Origin of the sequence: Streptomyces sp. NPDC002795, from assembly GCF_042888725.1 — a bacterium.
In the GTDB taxonomy this organism is placed as follows: Bacteria; Actinomycetota; Actinomycetes; order Streptomycetales; family Streptomycetaceae; genus Streptomyces.
Genome location: NZ_JBIAQB010000010.1, coordinates 326,702 through 341,602, shown reverse-complemented (window position 1 = coordinate 341,602; position 14,901 = coordinate 326,702). Strand labels below are relative to the sequence as shown.

The 14,901-nt window shown below is 70.0% G+C and carries 13 protein-coding genes; all 13 read left to right on the top strand.

Translation table 11 applies throughout. The annotated features are described in order from the left end of the window. Positions 1 to 127: 127 nt before the first annotated feature. The 13 genes from sucC to ACFYWS_RS29685 all read left to right on the top strand — a co-directional run bounded on the left by sucC (position 128) and on the right by ACFYWS_RS29685 (position 14,822). The gene (gene sucC, locus ACFYWS_RS29745; protein ID WP_389281509.1) at positions 128 to 1,267 is read left to right on the top strand and encodes an ADP-forming succinate--CoA ligase subunit beta; all 1,140 of its coding nucleotides are present in this window, start codon (positions 128 to 130) and stop codon (positions 1,265 to 1,267) included. Between the two features lie 11 nt (positions 1,268 to 1,278). Beyond that, entirely contained in the window at positions 1,279 to 2,163 is an 885-nt protein-coding gene (gene sucD / locus ACFYWS_RS29740; protein WP_389281507.1) for a succinate--CoA ligase subunit alpha, read from the top strand. A gap of 141 nt (positions 2,164 to 2,304) precedes the next feature. After that, positions 2,305 to 3,840, top strand: a complete 1,536-nt coding sequence (locus tag ACFYWS_RS29735) for an aldehyde dehydrogenase family protein (RefSeq protein WP_389281506.1) — start codon at positions 2,305 to 2,307, stop codon at positions 3,838 to 3,840. A gap of 221 nt (positions 3,841 to 4,061) precedes the next feature. Next, a complete protein-coding gene (locus ACFYWS_RS29730) occupies positions 4,062 to 4,736 on the top strand; it encodes a GntR family transcriptional regulator (RefSeq protein ID WP_389281589.1) in 675 nt (224 codons plus the stop codon). 132 nt (positions 4,737 to 4,868) lie between these two features. Then, positions 4,869 to 6,098 (top strand): formyl-CoA transferase, encoded by a 1,230-nt coding sequence (frc, locus tag ACFYWS_RS29725; RefSeq protein ID WP_389281505.1) that lies wholly within the window; start codon positions 4,869 to 4,871, stop codon positions 6,096 to 6,098. Position 6,099: 1 nt separating this feature from the next. Further along, positions 6,100 to 6,600, top strand: coding sequence for a beta-class carbonic anhydrase (locus tag ACFYWS_RS29720; protein WP_389281504.1), 501 nt, complete (start codon positions 6,100 to 6,102; stop codon positions 6,598 to 6,600). Between the two features lie 74 nt (positions 6,601 to 6,674). After that, positions 6,675 to 7,400: an acyl-CoA dehydrogenase family protein gene (locus tag ACFYWS_RS29715; protein ID WP_389281503.1), complete on the top strand. Its 726-nt coding sequence runs from the start codon at positions 6,675 to 6,677 to the stop codon at positions 7,398 to 7,400. Positions 7,401 to 7,534: 134 nt separating this feature from the next. After that, a complete protein-coding gene (locus ACFYWS_RS29710; RefSeq protein ID WP_389281501.1) occupies positions 7,535 to 8,029 on the top strand; it encodes an NAD(P)H-dependent oxidoreductase subunit E in 495 nt (164 codons plus the stop codon). Positions 8,030 to 8,047: 18 nt separating this feature from the next. Continuing rightward, positions 8,048 to 9,655, top strand: coding sequence for a formate dehydrogenase beta subunit (locus ACFYWS_RS29705; RefSeq protein ID WP_389281500.1), 1,608 nt, complete (start codon positions 8,048 to 8,050; stop codon positions 9,653 to 9,655). Then, the gene (fdhF, locus tag ACFYWS_RS29700) at positions 9,652 to 12,480 is read left to right on the top strand and encodes a formate dehydrogenase subunit alpha (RefSeq protein ID WP_389281498.1); all 2,829 of its coding nucleotides are present in this window, start codon (positions 9,652 to 9,654) and stop codon (positions 12,478 to 12,480) included. The genes ACFYWS_RS29705 and fdhF overlap by 4 nt, the downstream gene beginning before the upstream one ends. A 1-nt stretch (position 12,481) precedes the next feature. Continuing rightward, positions 12,482 to 12,694 (top strand): formate dehydrogenase subunit delta, encoded by a 213-nt coding sequence (locus tag ACFYWS_RS29695; protein WP_389281496.1) that lies wholly within the window; start codon positions 12,482 to 12,484, stop codon positions 12,692 to 12,694. A gap of 169 nt (positions 12,695 to 12,863) precedes the next feature. After that, positions 12,864 to 13,835 (top strand): 2-dehydropantoate 2-reductase, encoded by a 972-nt coding sequence (locus tag ACFYWS_RS29690; protein WP_389281494.1) that lies wholly within the window; start codon positions 12,864 to 12,866, stop codon positions 13,833 to 13,835. 39 nt (positions 13,836 to 13,874) lie between these two features. Beyond that, positions 13,875 to 14,822, top strand: coding sequence for a LysR family transcriptional regulator (locus ACFYWS_RS29685; protein ID WP_389281587.1), 948 nt, complete (start codon positions 13,875 to 13,877; stop codon positions 14,820 to 14,822). Positions 14,823 to 14,901: the final 79 nt, after the last annotated feature.

Genomic DNA, 14,901 nt, shown 5'->3' with positions numbered 1-14,901 from the left:
AGTCGCCGAATACTGTATGAAAACTGGTATCCCGCATTGAGTGGGTGGTGTCCAGGGGGCGTGCAGCACTTTTCCTTTCCGTAGCCGAAACAGGGGCTGAAGCAGGAACTGAGACAGGAGCCGCAAAATGGACCTGTACGAACACCAAGCGAGGGACCTGTTCGCGGAGCACGGCATCCCCGTCCCGCGGGCCGAGGTCACCGAATCCGCCAAGGAGGCACGCGAGTTCGCGCGCCGACTCGGCGGCCGCGTCGTCGTCAAGGCGCAGGTCAAGACGGGCGGGCGCGGCAAGGCGGGCGGCGTCAAGCTCGCCGCGGACCCGGCCGCCGCCGAACTGACGGCGCGCCAGATCCTCGGCATGGACATCAAGGGCCACACCGTACGAAGGGTGATGCTGGCCCAACCGGTCGACATCGACAGCGAGTTCTACGTCTCCTACGTCCTCGACCGCGCGGCCGGCACCTTCCTCGCCATCGCCTCCGCGGAAGGCGGCATGGATATCGAGGAGGTCGCCGCCACCCGGCCCGAGGCCGTGGCCCGGATCCCCATCGACCCGGCCGTCGGTGTCACCTCCGCCGTCGGGGCCCGCATCGCCGAGGCGGCCGGGCTCCCACCGCAGACCGTCGACGTCCTCGTACGCCTCTGGGACGTCCTCACCCGCGAGGACGCCCTGCTCGTCGAGGTGAACCCGCTCGTGCGCACCGCGCAGGGACAGATCCTCGCGCTCGACGGCAAGGTGACACTCGACGACAACGCCCGTTTCCGCAACGCCCGTTGGGGAGAGCGGGAAGCCACGCACGAGGAACCGCTGGAGGCCCGGGCGGCAGCAAAGGGGCTCAACTACGTGAAGCTCGACGGCGAGGTCGGCATCATCGGCAACGGCGCCGGGCTCGTCATGTCCACCCTCGACGTGGTCGCGGGCTGCGGCGCGAAGCCCGCCAACTTCCTCGACATCGGCGGCGGCGCCTCCGCCCAGATCATGGCGGACGGGCTCGACGTCATCCTCTCCGACCCGGCCGTGAAGTCCGTCTTCGTCAACGTCTTCGGCGGCATCACCGCCTGCGACGCGGTCGCCGATGGCATCGCCTTGGCCCTGGAGCACGTCCAGCTGACCAAGCCGCTCGTCGTCCGCCTCGACGGCAACAACGCCGCGCGCGGCCGGACCATCCTCGAAGAGCGCGCGCACCCGCTGGTCGTGCAGGCCACCACCATGGACGGCGCCGCCCGCCGGGCCGCCGAACTCGCCCTCGCCCCCAACCCCCTTTAAGGAGCCGGGACATGGCCATCTACCTGACCCACGAGAGCAAGGTCCTCGTCCAGGGCATGACCGGCGCCGAGGGCATGAAGCACACCCGCCGCATGCTCCAGGCGGGCACGAACATCGTCGGCGGCGTCAACCCCCGCAAGGCCGGGCGCAGTATCGACCTCGAAGGGCGCGACGTCCCGGTCTTCGGCGGCGTCGCGGAAGGCATGGCGGCCACCGGAGCCGATGTCACCGTCGTCTTCGTGCCGCCCGCCTTCGCCAAGGACGCCGTGACCGAGGCGGCCGACGCGGGCATCCCGCTCGCCGTCGTCATCACGGAGGGCATCCCGGTGCACGACGCCGTGACCTTCCAGGCGTACGCGAAGCAGCGGGGCACCCGCGTCATCGGCCCCAACTGCCCGGGCCTCATCTCGCCCGGCGCCTCGAACGCGGGCATCATCCCCGCCGACATCACCAAGCCGGGCCGCATCGGACTCGTCTCCAAGTCCGGCACCCTCACCTACCAACTCATGTACGAGCTGCGCGACATCGGCTTCTCGACGTGTGTGGGCATCGGCGGCGACCCCGTCATCGGCACCACGCACATCGACTGCCTCGAAGCGTTCGAGGCCGACCCCGAGACCGAACTCATCGTGCTCATCGGGGAGATCGGCGGCGACGCGGAGGAACGGGCCGCGGCACACATCCGCGAGCACGTCACCAAGCCCGTCGTCGGCTACATCGCCGGATTCACCGCGCCCGAGGGCAAGACGATGGGCCACGCCGGCGCCATAGTCTCCGGGTCCTCGGGTACGGCAGCGGCCAAGAAGGAGGCGCTCGAAGCGGTCGGCGTCAACGTCGGCGCCACGCCGACGGAGACGGCGCGGCTCGTTCTGGACCGCCTCGCCGACGGGCAGTGACGCTTCTCATAGGCGCCAACTGGCCATCTACGTACGTCCTTTGGCATACGGGAGGTGTCCGCTGGGCACCTCCCGTCCACAGCACCACCAGCCATCAAGTACCCCGCCCCGACTGTGCACCGTGAGCGGAGACACACCACCATGGCAACCACCCTCAAAGCGAACACCTCCTGGTCCGACGCCTGGCAGCGCTGCCTCGCCGTCGCCCCCGAGGCCTTCCGCGACGACCGCGTCCTGAACCTGTGGAACGGCGCCTGGCAGGCCGACGGCCGCGCCCTGCCCGCCACCAGCCCCATCGACGGCAGCCCCATCGCGGGCCCGCCCCGCCTCGACGCCGACACCGCCCACCAGGCCGTCCGCGCCTCCCTCGACCAGCACCGCGCCTGGCGGCACATCCCGCTTCCCGAGCGGCGCGCCCGCGTCGCCGCGACGCTCGACGCCCTCACCCAGCACCGCGAACTCCTCGCCCTGCTCCTGGTCTGGGAGATCGGCAAGCCGTGGCGGATCGCGCAGGCCGACGTGGACCGTGCCATCGACGGCGTCCGCTGGTACGTCGACGGCATCGACGACATCCTCGGCGAGCGCACCCCGCTGGCCGGGCCCGTGTCGAACATCGCCAGCTGGAACTACCCGATGAGCGTGCTCGTGCACGCCATGCTGGTCCAGGCGCTGGCCGGCAACGCGGTCATCGCCAAGACACCGACCGACGGCGGTGTCTCGTGTCTCACCCTCGCCTGCGCGCTGGCCGCCCGCGAGGGCATCCCGGTGACCCTCGTCAGCGGCAGCGGCGGGCAGCTCTCCGAGGCGCTCGTGCGGGCGCCGGAGATCGGCTGCGTGTCCTTCGTCGGCGGCCGGGACACGGGTGCTGCGGTCGCCACCGACGTCGCCGACCTCGGCAAGCGGCACATCCTGGAGCAGGAGGGCCTCAACACCTGGGGCATCTGGAACTTCACCGACTGGGACAAGCTGACGGCGGCGATCCCCAAGCTCTTCGACTACGGGAAGCAGCGCTGCACCGCCTACCCCCGGTTCGTCGTGCAGCGCGAGGCCTTCGACGACTTCCTCGCCGCGTACCTGCCCGCCGTACGCACCCTGCGCGTCGGCCACCCGCTGGCCGTCGAGCACCCCGAAGACCCGTACCCGGCACTGGACTTCGGGCCGCTGATCAACGCGGCGAAGGCGAAGGAGCTGCACGACCAGGTCGCGGAGGCGATCGACCGCGGGGCCGTCCCGCTGCACCGCTCCACGGCGGACCCGGCGCTGTTCCTGCCGGGCCAGGACACCAGCGCGTACGTGCATCCGGTGACACTGCTCGGGCCGCCGCCGTCCTCGCCGCTGCACCACGCCGAGCCGTTCGGCCCGGTCGACACCATCGTGCTCGTCGACACGGAGGCGGAACTCCTCGCGGCGATGAACGCGTCCAACGGCGCCCTCGTCGCCACCCTGTCCACCGACGACGAGGCGACGTACGAGCGTCTCGCGCCGCAGGTCCGGGCGTTCAAGGTCGGCCATGGAAAGCCGCGTTCGCGCGGGGACCGGGACGAGTTGTTCGGCGGGTTCGGGGCGTCGTGGCGCGGCGCGTTCGTGGGTGGCGAGCTCCTGGTCCGCGCGGTCACCGAAGGGCCGTCGGGGGAGCGGCTGCCGGGCAACTTCCCCGAGTACCACCTGATGCCCTGACACAGCTGCGGCGGGGTCCCGCGCGGCGCAGGGGGCGCTCCCCGCCGCGGCTGGACCCCGCCGCCGTGCCGCGGGGCGAGTTCTCGCCCGCCCCGCGCACACGATGTGTCGACCGGATACTGTGTACAGGCTGGGATAGCCCTCGGCAAGAACTACGACAATCCCCGTGCGAGAAGCGGGGGTTGAGACACCGTGGACGCAGGACGGAAGGGGCCCCGATGTTGCCGACCGCAGGACTGCCGCAGGGTGCGGTGCCCAAGCTGGACCGGCCGGGGCCGCTGCGCGAGCGGGTCTACGGCGCGCTCCTCGAACTCATCATCACGCGCACCCTGCCGCCCGGCGCACACCTCGTCGAGACGGAACTCGCGGCGCAGCTCGGGGTGTCGAGGCAGCCCGTACGGGAGGCGTTGCAGCGGCTCAGTACCGAGGGGTGGGTCGATCTGCGGCCGGCGCAGGGCGCGTTCGTGCACGAGCCGACCGAGGACGAGGCGGACCAGTTGCTGAGGGTCCGCCAGCTGTTGGAGACCGAGGCGGTGCGGCTCGCCGCGGGAAAGGTCGATGCCGCCGCCGTCGCTGCGCTGGAGGAGCTGTGCGAGGCGGGGGAGCGGGCGGTCGCGGCGGACGACGTGGAGGCGGCGGTGGCGCTCAACGCGCAACTGCACGGCTCCGTCATGGAGTTGGCGGCGAATGAGGTCCTCGCGGAGCTGGCCGCGCAGGTCGACCGGCGGGTGCGCTGGTACTACACGCCGGTGGCGCGGCAGCGCGGCCACCAGTCGTGGGCCGAGCACCGCGAGCTGATCGCGGCGCTCGCGGACCGGGACGAGGTCCGGGCGGCGAAGGTCATGCGGGCGCACACCGAGCACACGCGCACGTCGTACCACCAGCGGGCGAGGTAGCCGCCCGCGCCTCCGGGGGTGGGCGAATGCTGCCCTCAACGATTGCATACAGTCGACGAATACTGTATGAAGAGTGATATCTGCGCCGACCTTCTAACTCCGAACGGACCAACGAGAGGTGGGGTGTCGATCATGACCAAGGCTCTTGAGGGCGTGCGTGTCCTCGACATGACGCACGTTCAATCCGGCCCGTCGGCAACGCAGTTGCTGGCGTGGCTGGGTGCGGACGTCGTCAAGCTGGAGGCGCCGACCGGTGACATCACACGCAAGCAACTGCGTGACATCCCGGACGTCGACTCCCTTTACTTCACGATGCTCAACTCCAATAAGCGGAGCATCACCCTGAACACCAAGAGCGAGCGCGGCAAGGAGATCCTCACGGAGCTGATCCGCCGCTCGGACGTCATGGTGGAGAACTTCGGCCCCGGTGCCGTCGACCGGATGGGCTTCACCTGGGACCGCATCCAGGAGATCAACCCCCGCATCATCTACGCCTCCATCAAGGGCTTCGGCGACGGCCCGTACACCAACTTCAAGGCGTACGAGGTCGTGGCGCAGGCCATGGGCGGCTCGATGGCCACCACCGGCTTCGAGGACGGACCGCCGACGGCCACGGGGGCGCAGATCGGTGACTCGGGCACGGGAATCCACACCGCCGCCGGCATTCTCGCGGCGCTGTTCCAGCGCGAGAGCACGGGCCGTGGGCAGCGGGTCAATGTCGCCATGCAGCACGCGGTGCTCAACCTGTGCCGCGTGAAGCTGCGCGACCAACAGCGCCTGACGCACGGGCCGTTGGCCGAGTACCCGAACGAGGACTTCGGCGACGAGGTGCCGCGTTCCGGCAACGCCTCCGGCGGTGGACAGCCCGGCTGGGCCGTCAAGTGCGCACCCGGCGGACCCAACGACTACGTCTACGTCATCGTCCAGCCGGTGGGCTGGAAGCCGATGGCCGAGCTGATAGGCCGACCGGAGATGGCGGACGACCCGGAGTGGTCGACCCCGGAGGCACGCCTTCCGAAGCTGGGCAAGATGTTCCAGCTGATCGAGGAGTGGTCCTCGACGCTCCCCAAGTGGGAGGTCCTGGACCAGCTCAACGCCCACAACATCCCCTGCGGCCCGATCCTCTCCACCAAGGAGATCATCGAGGACTCATCCCTTGTGGCCAACGACATGGTCGTCGAGGTCGAGCACCCCCGACGAGGCTCGTACACGACGGTCGGCAACCCGCTCAAGCTCTCCGACTCACCGACCACCATCTCCGGCTCCCCGCTCCTGGGCGAGCACAACAGTGACATCTACGCCGACGAACTCGGTCTTGACGCGGCGGAGTTGGCGCAGCTCGCCGAGCAAGGTGTCATCTGAGATGGACGGCTCCGTGGTCGACCGCCTCGTCGAGGCGAACGAACGCTACGCCGCCGCGTTCGCCGATCCCGGCATGGACGCCCGGCCGGTCCTTGAGGTGGCCGTCGTCGCCTGCATGGACGCCCGGATCGACCTGCACGCCGCGCTCGGACTGGAACTCGGCGACTGCCACACCATCCGCAACGCGGGCGGTGTGGTCACCGACGACACCATCCGCTCGCTGGCCATCAGCCAGCGCGCGCTCGGCACCCGCAGCGTGGTGCTGATCCACCACACCGGCTGTGGCCTGGAGTCGCTGACCGAGGAGTTCCGGCACGAGCTGGAACGTGAGGTGGGGCAGCGGCCGACGTGGGCCGTGGAGGGCTTCACCGACGTCGACCAGGATGTGCGGCAGTCCCTGCGGAAGGTGCGCACATCGCCCTTCCTGCCGCACACCGACGCCGTCCGCGGATTCGTCTTCGACGTACGGACGGGGCGGTTGCGGGAGATCAAGGCGCAATAGGTGGCTTCCAACTCGGCGCCGTATCAGTGCAGTTCATGTAACGCTTCATATGTCGCTCACGAGGGGGTCGCCCCGTGTCGTACCGCACCGCACTCGCTCACGTCCTGACCGGCGCTGTCGCATCCGGCGGCGAACCGGCCCGCACGCAAGGCAGGTTCCCCCGGTCCGGCGTCACCGCGCTCGGCCGCGCCGGCCTGCTCGGGCTCACCGTCACCCCCGAACTCGGCGGAGGTGGAAGGGGGTTGGCAGAGGCCGTCGAAGTCGTGGAGCACGTCGCGCGCGTCTGCCCGGCCGCCGCGACCGTGCTCCGCTCGCACTACGCTGCGGTGGCCGTCGTCGAGGCGTGCGGGGGCGCCTGGGTACGCGCCGAGATCGCCGCCGGGCGCCATCTGTGCTCGCTCGCCCTGGACGCGGACGGACCCGATTCGGCGGCGCGCCGAACCGGCGAGGTCGTCACCCTCCGCGGCCGTAAGCGCCAAGTGGTCGCCGCGGGCGAGGCCGACAGCTACGTCTGGTCGAGCGGTCCGACCGGGACCGTGCCGGGCGGATGCAGCCTGTGGCTGGTACCGGCCCACGCCCCCGATCTGTACGTGCCGGCCCGGGCGGCGGGCCCTGGACCGAGCGGCAGCGCGACCTCGACGGTCTGCGCCGACCCCGTGCGCGTGCCCGCCTCGGCCCTGCTCGGGGAGGACGGGGACGGCGAGCGGCTCGTGCGGGACCTCGTGCTGCCGTGGCTGACCGAACTGTCCGCCGCGACGGACGTCGTGTCGGGCGAGGGGGCCGTGCTCGTGGCCTCGTGAACATCGGCCCGGTGTACGGAAGTCGGTCGATCGGCTCCGCTCGATTTCGTCCCGCTCCTTTACACCGGGCTTCTGTATACAGAAGTCTGTATGGGGTAGTGCTGGGGTCTCTGGCACCCGCGTCGGAGGCCCGCATGACGGAAGGCGGAGCGATCATGACGACCAGCGGGACGGACGTGTCGGTCGAGAGCGTGGTCAGGAGGGCGGCGTCCGCGCACCGTGGCGAACGCGGCGCGCTGCTGCCCGTACTCCACGCCGTGCAAGCCGAGTTGGGGTGCGTACCGCAGGAGGCGATCCCCGTCCTCGCCGACGAGTTCAACCTCTCGCGGGCCGACATCCACGGAGTGGTGACCTTCTACCACGACTTCCGCGGTGAGCCCGCGGGCCGCTCCACCGTCCGCATCTGCCGCGCCGAGGCCTGCCAGGCCCTGGGCGCCGACCGCCTGGTGAACCACGTACGGGAGTCGGGCCTGACGGTCGGCGAGACGAGCGCCGACGGAAGTGTCACCGTCGAGCAGGTCTTCTGCCTCGGCAACTGCGCGCTCGGCCCCTCGGTGGAGGCGAACGGACGCCTGCACGGGCGCGTGACCCCGGCCCGGCTCGGCGCGATCCTCAACGGGACGGTGTGAGAGGTGACTTCCGGAAACATGACGACTGTCTACGTTCCGCGTGACGCGGCGGCCCGATCCGTCGGCGCCGATGAGGTGGCGCATCAACTCCAACTCGCGGCGATCGAGGGTGAGTTGGGCGTGGACATCGTCCGCAACGGCTCCCGCGGACTCCTCTGGCTCGAACCCCTCGTCGAGGTCGTGACCCCCGAGGGCCGCATCGGTTACGGCCCCGTCACCCCCGACGACGTCCCTGGCCTCCTCGCCGCCGGAATGCTCGACGGCGCGGACCACCCGCTGCGGCTCGGCCCGGTCGACCAACTCCCATGGCTGGCACGCCAGAACCGTGTCACCTTCGCCCGCGTCGGCATCACCGACCCGCTGTCACCCGAGGACTACGAGACCCACGGCGGCCTGCAAGGGTTGCGCGCGGCCCTGGAGATGGCACCCGCCGACGTCGTCACCGAGGTCACCGACTCCGGCCTGCGCGGCCGCGGCGGCGCGGGTTTCCCCGCGGGCATCAAATGGAAGACGGTCCTCGACTGCGAGACCGGCCCCGACGGACTCAAGTTCATCTGCTGCAACGCCGACGAAGGCGACAGCGGCACCTTCGCCGACCGCATGGTCATGGAGGGCGACCCGTTCCTCCTCATCGAGGGCATGACGATCGCCGCTCACGCCGTCGGCGCCCGCGAGGGCTACCTCTACATCCGCTCCGAATACCCCGACGCCATCGCCACGATGGGTGCCGCGATCGACATCGCGCGCGGGCGCGGCTGGCTCGGCACCGGCATCCTCGGCACGTCGCTCGACTTCGACCTGCACATCCGCGTCGGCGCCGGCGCGTACATCTGCGGCGAGGAGACCTCCATGCTGGAGAGCCTGGAGGGCAAGCGCGGCATGGTCCGCCCGAAACCCCCGATCCCGGCCATCGAGGGCCTGTTCGGCAAGCCGACCGTGGTGAACAACGTCCTCACCCTCACCACCGTCCCCGTCGTCCTCGCCGACGGTGCCAAGGCGTACCAGGACCTCGGTGTCGGCCGCTCCCGCGGCACCCAGGTCTTCCAGCTCGCCGGCAACATCAAGCGCGGCGGCATCGTCGAGACAGCCTTCGGCATCACCCTGCGCGAGCTGATCGAGGACTACGGCGGCGGCACACTCAGCGGCCGCCCCGTGCGCGCCGTGCAGGTGGGCGGGCCGCTCGGCGCGTATCTGCCCGAGGAGCGGCTCGACCTGCCGATGGACTACGAGGCGCTCGCCGAGGCCGGGGCGATGCTCGGGCACGGCGGCGTCGTCGTCTTCGACGACACTGTGGACATGGCGGCGCAGGCCCGCTTCGCGATGGAGTTCTGTGCCGAGGAGTCCTGCGGCAAATGCACTCCCTGCCGGGTCGGTTCGGTGCGCGGCGTCGAGGTCATCGACCGGATCGTGGCAGGTGAGCAGCGGGACGAGAATCTCGCGCTGCTGGAGGACCTGTGCGAGCTGATGACCGATGGTTCACTGTGTGCGATGGGCGGTCTGACGCCGATGCCCGTACGCAGCGCGCTCGCGCACTTCGCCGACGACTTCGTCGCACGCGGCGACCGCCGGCTCCTGGAGATCCACCCCGTACAGCGGGGCAACACTCGAACGGAGGGCCAGGCATGACGCTTCTGAAGGAACCCGACTTCGGCACTCCACAGCGCCCCGGAGCGGCCACGGTCTCGGTGGAGATCGACGGACAGCAGGTCACCGTCCCCGAGGGCACGTCCGTGATGCGGGCGGCCGCCGAGGCCGGCATCGACGTACCGAAGCTGTGCGCCACCGACAGCCTGGAGGCCTTCGGCTCCTGCCGGCTGTGCGTCGTCGAGATCGACGGCCGGCGCGGCACCCCCGCGTCCTGTACGACGCCGTGCACCGACGGCATGTCCGTGAAGACGCAGACACCGAAGGTGGCCAAGCTCCGCCAGGGTGTCATGGAGCTGTACATCTCCGACCACCCCCTCGACTGCCTCACCTGCCCCGCCAATGGTGACTGCGAACTCCAGGACATGGCAGGAGTGGTGGGCCTGCGGCAGGTCCGCTACGGCTACGAGGGTGCCAACCACCTCGACGCCGAGAAGGACACCTCCAACCCGTACTTCGACTTCGACCCGTCCAAGTGCATCGCCTGCTCGCGCTGCGTGCGCGCCTGCGACGAGGTGCAGGGGACGTTCGCGCTGACCATCGAGGGGCGCGGCTTCGACTCGAAGGTGTCGGCGGGGGCGGGGGAGTCGTTCATGGACTCCGAGTGCGTGTCCTGCGGCTCCTGCGTCCAGGCCTGCCCGACGTCAACTCTCCAAGAGAAGTCGGTAGTTGACCTCGGCATGCCGACGCGCTCCGTGATCACCACCTGTGCGTACTGCGGTGTCGGATGCTCGTTCAAGGCCGAGCTGCGCGGCGACGAAGTCGTCCGCATGGTCCCCCACAAGGACGGCGGCGCCAACGAGGGCCACTCCTGCGTCAAGGGCCGCTTCGCCTTCGGCTACGCCACCCACCCCGACCGCAAGCTCAAGCCCATGGTCCGCGACAAGATCACCGACCCGTGGCGCGAGGTCGAGTGGGACGAGGCGATCGGCACGGTCGCACGCCGCTTCCGCGAGATCCAGGGCCGGTACGGTGCGGGCGCCATCGGTGCCATCTCCTCGTCACGCTGCACCAACGAAGAGGTGTACGTCGTCCAGAAGATGGTCCGCGCCGCCTTCGGCAACAACAACGTCGACACCTGCGCCCGCGTCTGCCACTCACCCACCGGCTACGGCCTCAAGCAGACCTTCGGCGAATCGGCCGGCACCCAGGACTTCCGCTCCGTCGCCGAGGCCGACGTCATCATGGTCATCGGCGCCAACCCCACCGACGGACACCCGGTGTTCGCGTCGCGGATGAAACGCCGGCTGCGCGAGGGCGCCGAGCTGATCGTCGTCGACCCGCGCCGCATCGACCTGGTGCGCACCCCGCACATCGAGGCGCGGCACCACCTCCAGCTGCGCCCCAGCACCAACGTCGCCGTCGTCAACGCGATGGCGCACGTCGTCGTCACCGAGGGCCTCACCGACGCGGACTTCGTCGCGGATCGCTGCGAGGGGTACGAGGAGTGGGCCGAGTTCGTGGCCCGCCCCGAGAACAGCCCCGAGGCGACGGAGGAGATCAGCGGCGTACCGGCCGCCGAACTGCGCGCGGCGGCCCGCCTCTACGCGTCCGCGGACAACGGCGCGATCTACTACGGCCTCGGTGTCACCGAGCACAGCCAGGGCTCGACGATGGTCATGGGAATGGCCAACCTTGCGATGGCCTGCGGAAACATCGGCCGCGATGGCGTAGGTGTGAACCCTCTTCGCGGGCAGAACAACGTACAGGGCTCCTGCGACATGGGCTCCTTCCCGCACGAGCTGCCCGGCTACCGGCACATCTCCGACGACGCGGTGCGCGGCGTCTTCGAGAACCTGTGGGGCCGGGAGCTGCTGCCGGAACCGGGCCTGCGCATCCCCAACATGTTCGACGCGGCCATCGACGGGGACTTCCGCGGCCTGTTCGTGCACGGCGAGGACATCGCGCAGTCGGACCCCAACCTCCAGCACGTCACGGCGGCCCTCGAAGCCATGGAACTCGTCGTGGTCCAGGACCTGTTCCTCAACGAGACGGCGAAGTTCGCCCACGTCTTCCTGCCCGGCGCCTCCTTCCTGGAGAAGGACGGCACATTCACCAACGCCGAACGGCGCGTCAACCGCGTGCGGTCGGTGATGCCGCCCAAGGCGGGCAAGCACGAGTGGCAGATCGTGTGCGAGATCGCCACCGCCATGGGCTACGCCATGGACTACGACCACCCCTCGCAGATCATGGACGAGATCGCGTCGGTCACCCCGACCTTCGCGGGTGTCTCCTTCGACCTCATCGACAAGCTCGGCAGCATCCAGTGGCCGTGCAACGAGGAGGCCCCCGAGGGCACACCCACCATGCACGTCGACGCGTTCACGCGCGGCAAGGGCAAGTTCGTTGTCACCTCGTACGTACCCACCAACGAACGCAGCACCCGACGCTTCCCGCTGGTCCTCACCACGGGCCGCATCCTCAGCCAGTACAACGTCGGCGCGCAGACCCGCCGCACCGGCAACGTCGCCTGGCACCCCGAGGACATTCTGGAGGTGCACCCGCACGACGCGGAGGAGCGCGGCATCACCGACGGCGACCTGGTCACACTCTCCAGCCGCGTCGGCGCCACGTCCCTGCACGCGCAGATCTCCGACCGGATGCCACCGGGCGTCGTCTACACGACCTTCCACCACCCGGTGACGGGCGCGAACGTGGTGACGACGGAGAACTCCGACTGGGCGACCAACTGCCCGGAGTACAAGGTGACAGCCGTGCAGGTGGGTCTCGCACCGAAGGCCGAGGCGGAGGCCGATGCGGAGGCCGCTCGCGAGGCGGCGGACGAACTCGTCACGGTGGTGGACTGACATGGCACACACCGTCCCGGCGGAGCGCCGGATGGCGAACGACATCGCCGCGCACCAGGGACATCTGCCGGGAGCGGCCGCGGCGGAGGCGATCGCGGGACACCTCACCAGGTTCTGGGACCCGAGGATGCGGGAGCGGCTCTACGTGCTCGTGGACGACGGAGCGGAGGGGCTCGACCCGCTCGTGGTCGCGGCCGTGAAGCTCATGCGCTGACACCGTCCTCCCGGCCACCTTCCCAGCGGCCGCCGCGCGACAGGGCACGCGCGGCGGCCGCGCCCACTCGTACCCACTGATTCCCCATGTCGTCCGTTCCGTGTGCTGTGCGGCGCGCGGCCGGCGACATGTGCGTACCTCCACACCCTCGAATCCAGGAGGCACCACGATGAAGATCGCAGTTGTCGGCGCCGGAGCCATCGGCGCGTACGTGGGCGCGGCCCTGCACCGCGGCGGCGCGGACGTGCACCTCGTCGCCCGCAGGGACCATCTGCGCGCCATCCAGGCCGAAGGCGTCCGCGTGCTCAGCCCGCGCGGCGACTTCACCGCCCACCCGCACGCCACCGACGACCCGAACGAGATCGGCCCCGTGGACTATGTGTTCCTCGGCCTCAAGGCACACTCGTACCCCTCGTGCGGTTCGCTCGTCGCGCCGCTGCTCGGCGAGCACACCGCGCTCGTGGCCGGGCAGAACGGCATCCCGTGGTGGTACTTCCACCGGCTGGCGGGACCGTACGAGGGCCGTCGCATCGAGGCCGTCGACCCGGGCGGCGCGACGAGCAAGGTGCTGCCGCCCGAGCGCGCGATCGGCTGCGTGGTGTATCCCGCCACGGTCATCGAATCGCCGGGCGTCATACGGCACTTGGAAGGCACCAGGTTCTCCATCGGAGAGCCGGACGGCAGCATCTCGCGACGCTGTACGGACCTGAGCGAGGCCATGATCGCGGGCGGCCTCAAGTGCCCCGTGGAGCGGAACCTGCGCGACGACATCTGGATCAAGCTGATGGGCAACGCGGCCTTCAACCCGATCAGCGCGCTGACCCGGGCCACCATGGTCGACATGTGTCAGCACCCACTGACCCATGCCATGGTCGCCCGTGTCATGGAGGAGATCCTCGACATCGCCGCCCGGGTCGGCTCGACGCCCGCGATCTCCATCGAGAAGCGGCTGCGCGGCGCCGAGGGTGTAGGCGCCCACAAGACATCCATGCTCCAGGACCTGGAAGCGGGCAAACAGCTGGAACTGGACGCCATCGTGACGGCGGTCGTCGAGATGGCCGACATCACCGGCGCCGAGGCACCCACGCTGCGTGCCATCCACGCGGCGACCGACCTATTGGCACGCACCGTGTCGCCGTAGCACGCTACTGATGAAGATCACGTGGCAGAGGAGACGTACATGCTGTTCCGGCAGTTGGAGTACTTCGTGGCGGTGGCCCGCGAGCGCCACTTCGCACGCGCCGCCGAGTCCTGCTACGTCTCGCAGCCCGCGCTCTCCGCGGCGATAGCCAAGCTGGAGCGCGAGCTGAACGTCACGCTGATCAACCGCGGCCACAACTACCAGGGCCTCACCCCGGAGGGCGAGCGCCTGGTGGTGTGGGCGAAACGGATCCTCGCCGAGCAGGACGCGTTCAAGGCCGAGGTCGCCGCAGTCCAGTCGGGCATCACCGGCACCCTTCGCCTCGGCACCGACCCCACGGCGTCCACGACCCTCGCCCTCCCGGTGGGCGCGTTCTGCTCGGCGCACCCCTTGGCGAAGGTCCAGGTCCGCTCCCGCCTCTCCACGAAGGAGCTCCACCGCCAGCTCCGCGACTTCGAACTCGACGTGGCGATCGCCCACTTCGACCCGGACGACCAGGAGGGCCTGCAAGTGGTCCCCCTCTACCAGGAGCGCTACATGCTCCTGGTCTCCGACGACCAGTTCAAGTCCCGTACGGAAAGCCTCACTTGGGCGGACGCGGCGCAACTGCCCCTGGCGCTGCTGACGCCCGACATGCGCATCCGCCAGAACATCGACAAGGTCTTCGCCAACAAGGGCCTGGAGGTCACCCCCCAGGTCGAGACCGACTCCATAGCCTCCCTGTACGCACATGTGGGCGGCGGCGAATGGGCGAGCGTCGTGCCCCACACATGGCTGCGCGCGATGCCCGTGGTCGGCCGCACGAGAGCGCTGCCGCTGATCGACCCGGAGGCCGGCGCCCAGGTCTCGGTGGCGATCCACGCGGGAACGCCGGGCTCGGTGGCGGCGAGAGCGTTCGTGAGCGCGGCGACGGCACTGAACCTGGACGAGGTCTTCGGCCGGAGGGTCCCGGGCCGGGTGGGAAGTTCAAGCCCCTGCGGCGATTGAGCAGCGGGGTCCGGGGCGGAGCCCCGATCTTTTGACGCGCTCGGCAGCAGAGGCCGGCAAATCCCCGATCTTTTGAAGC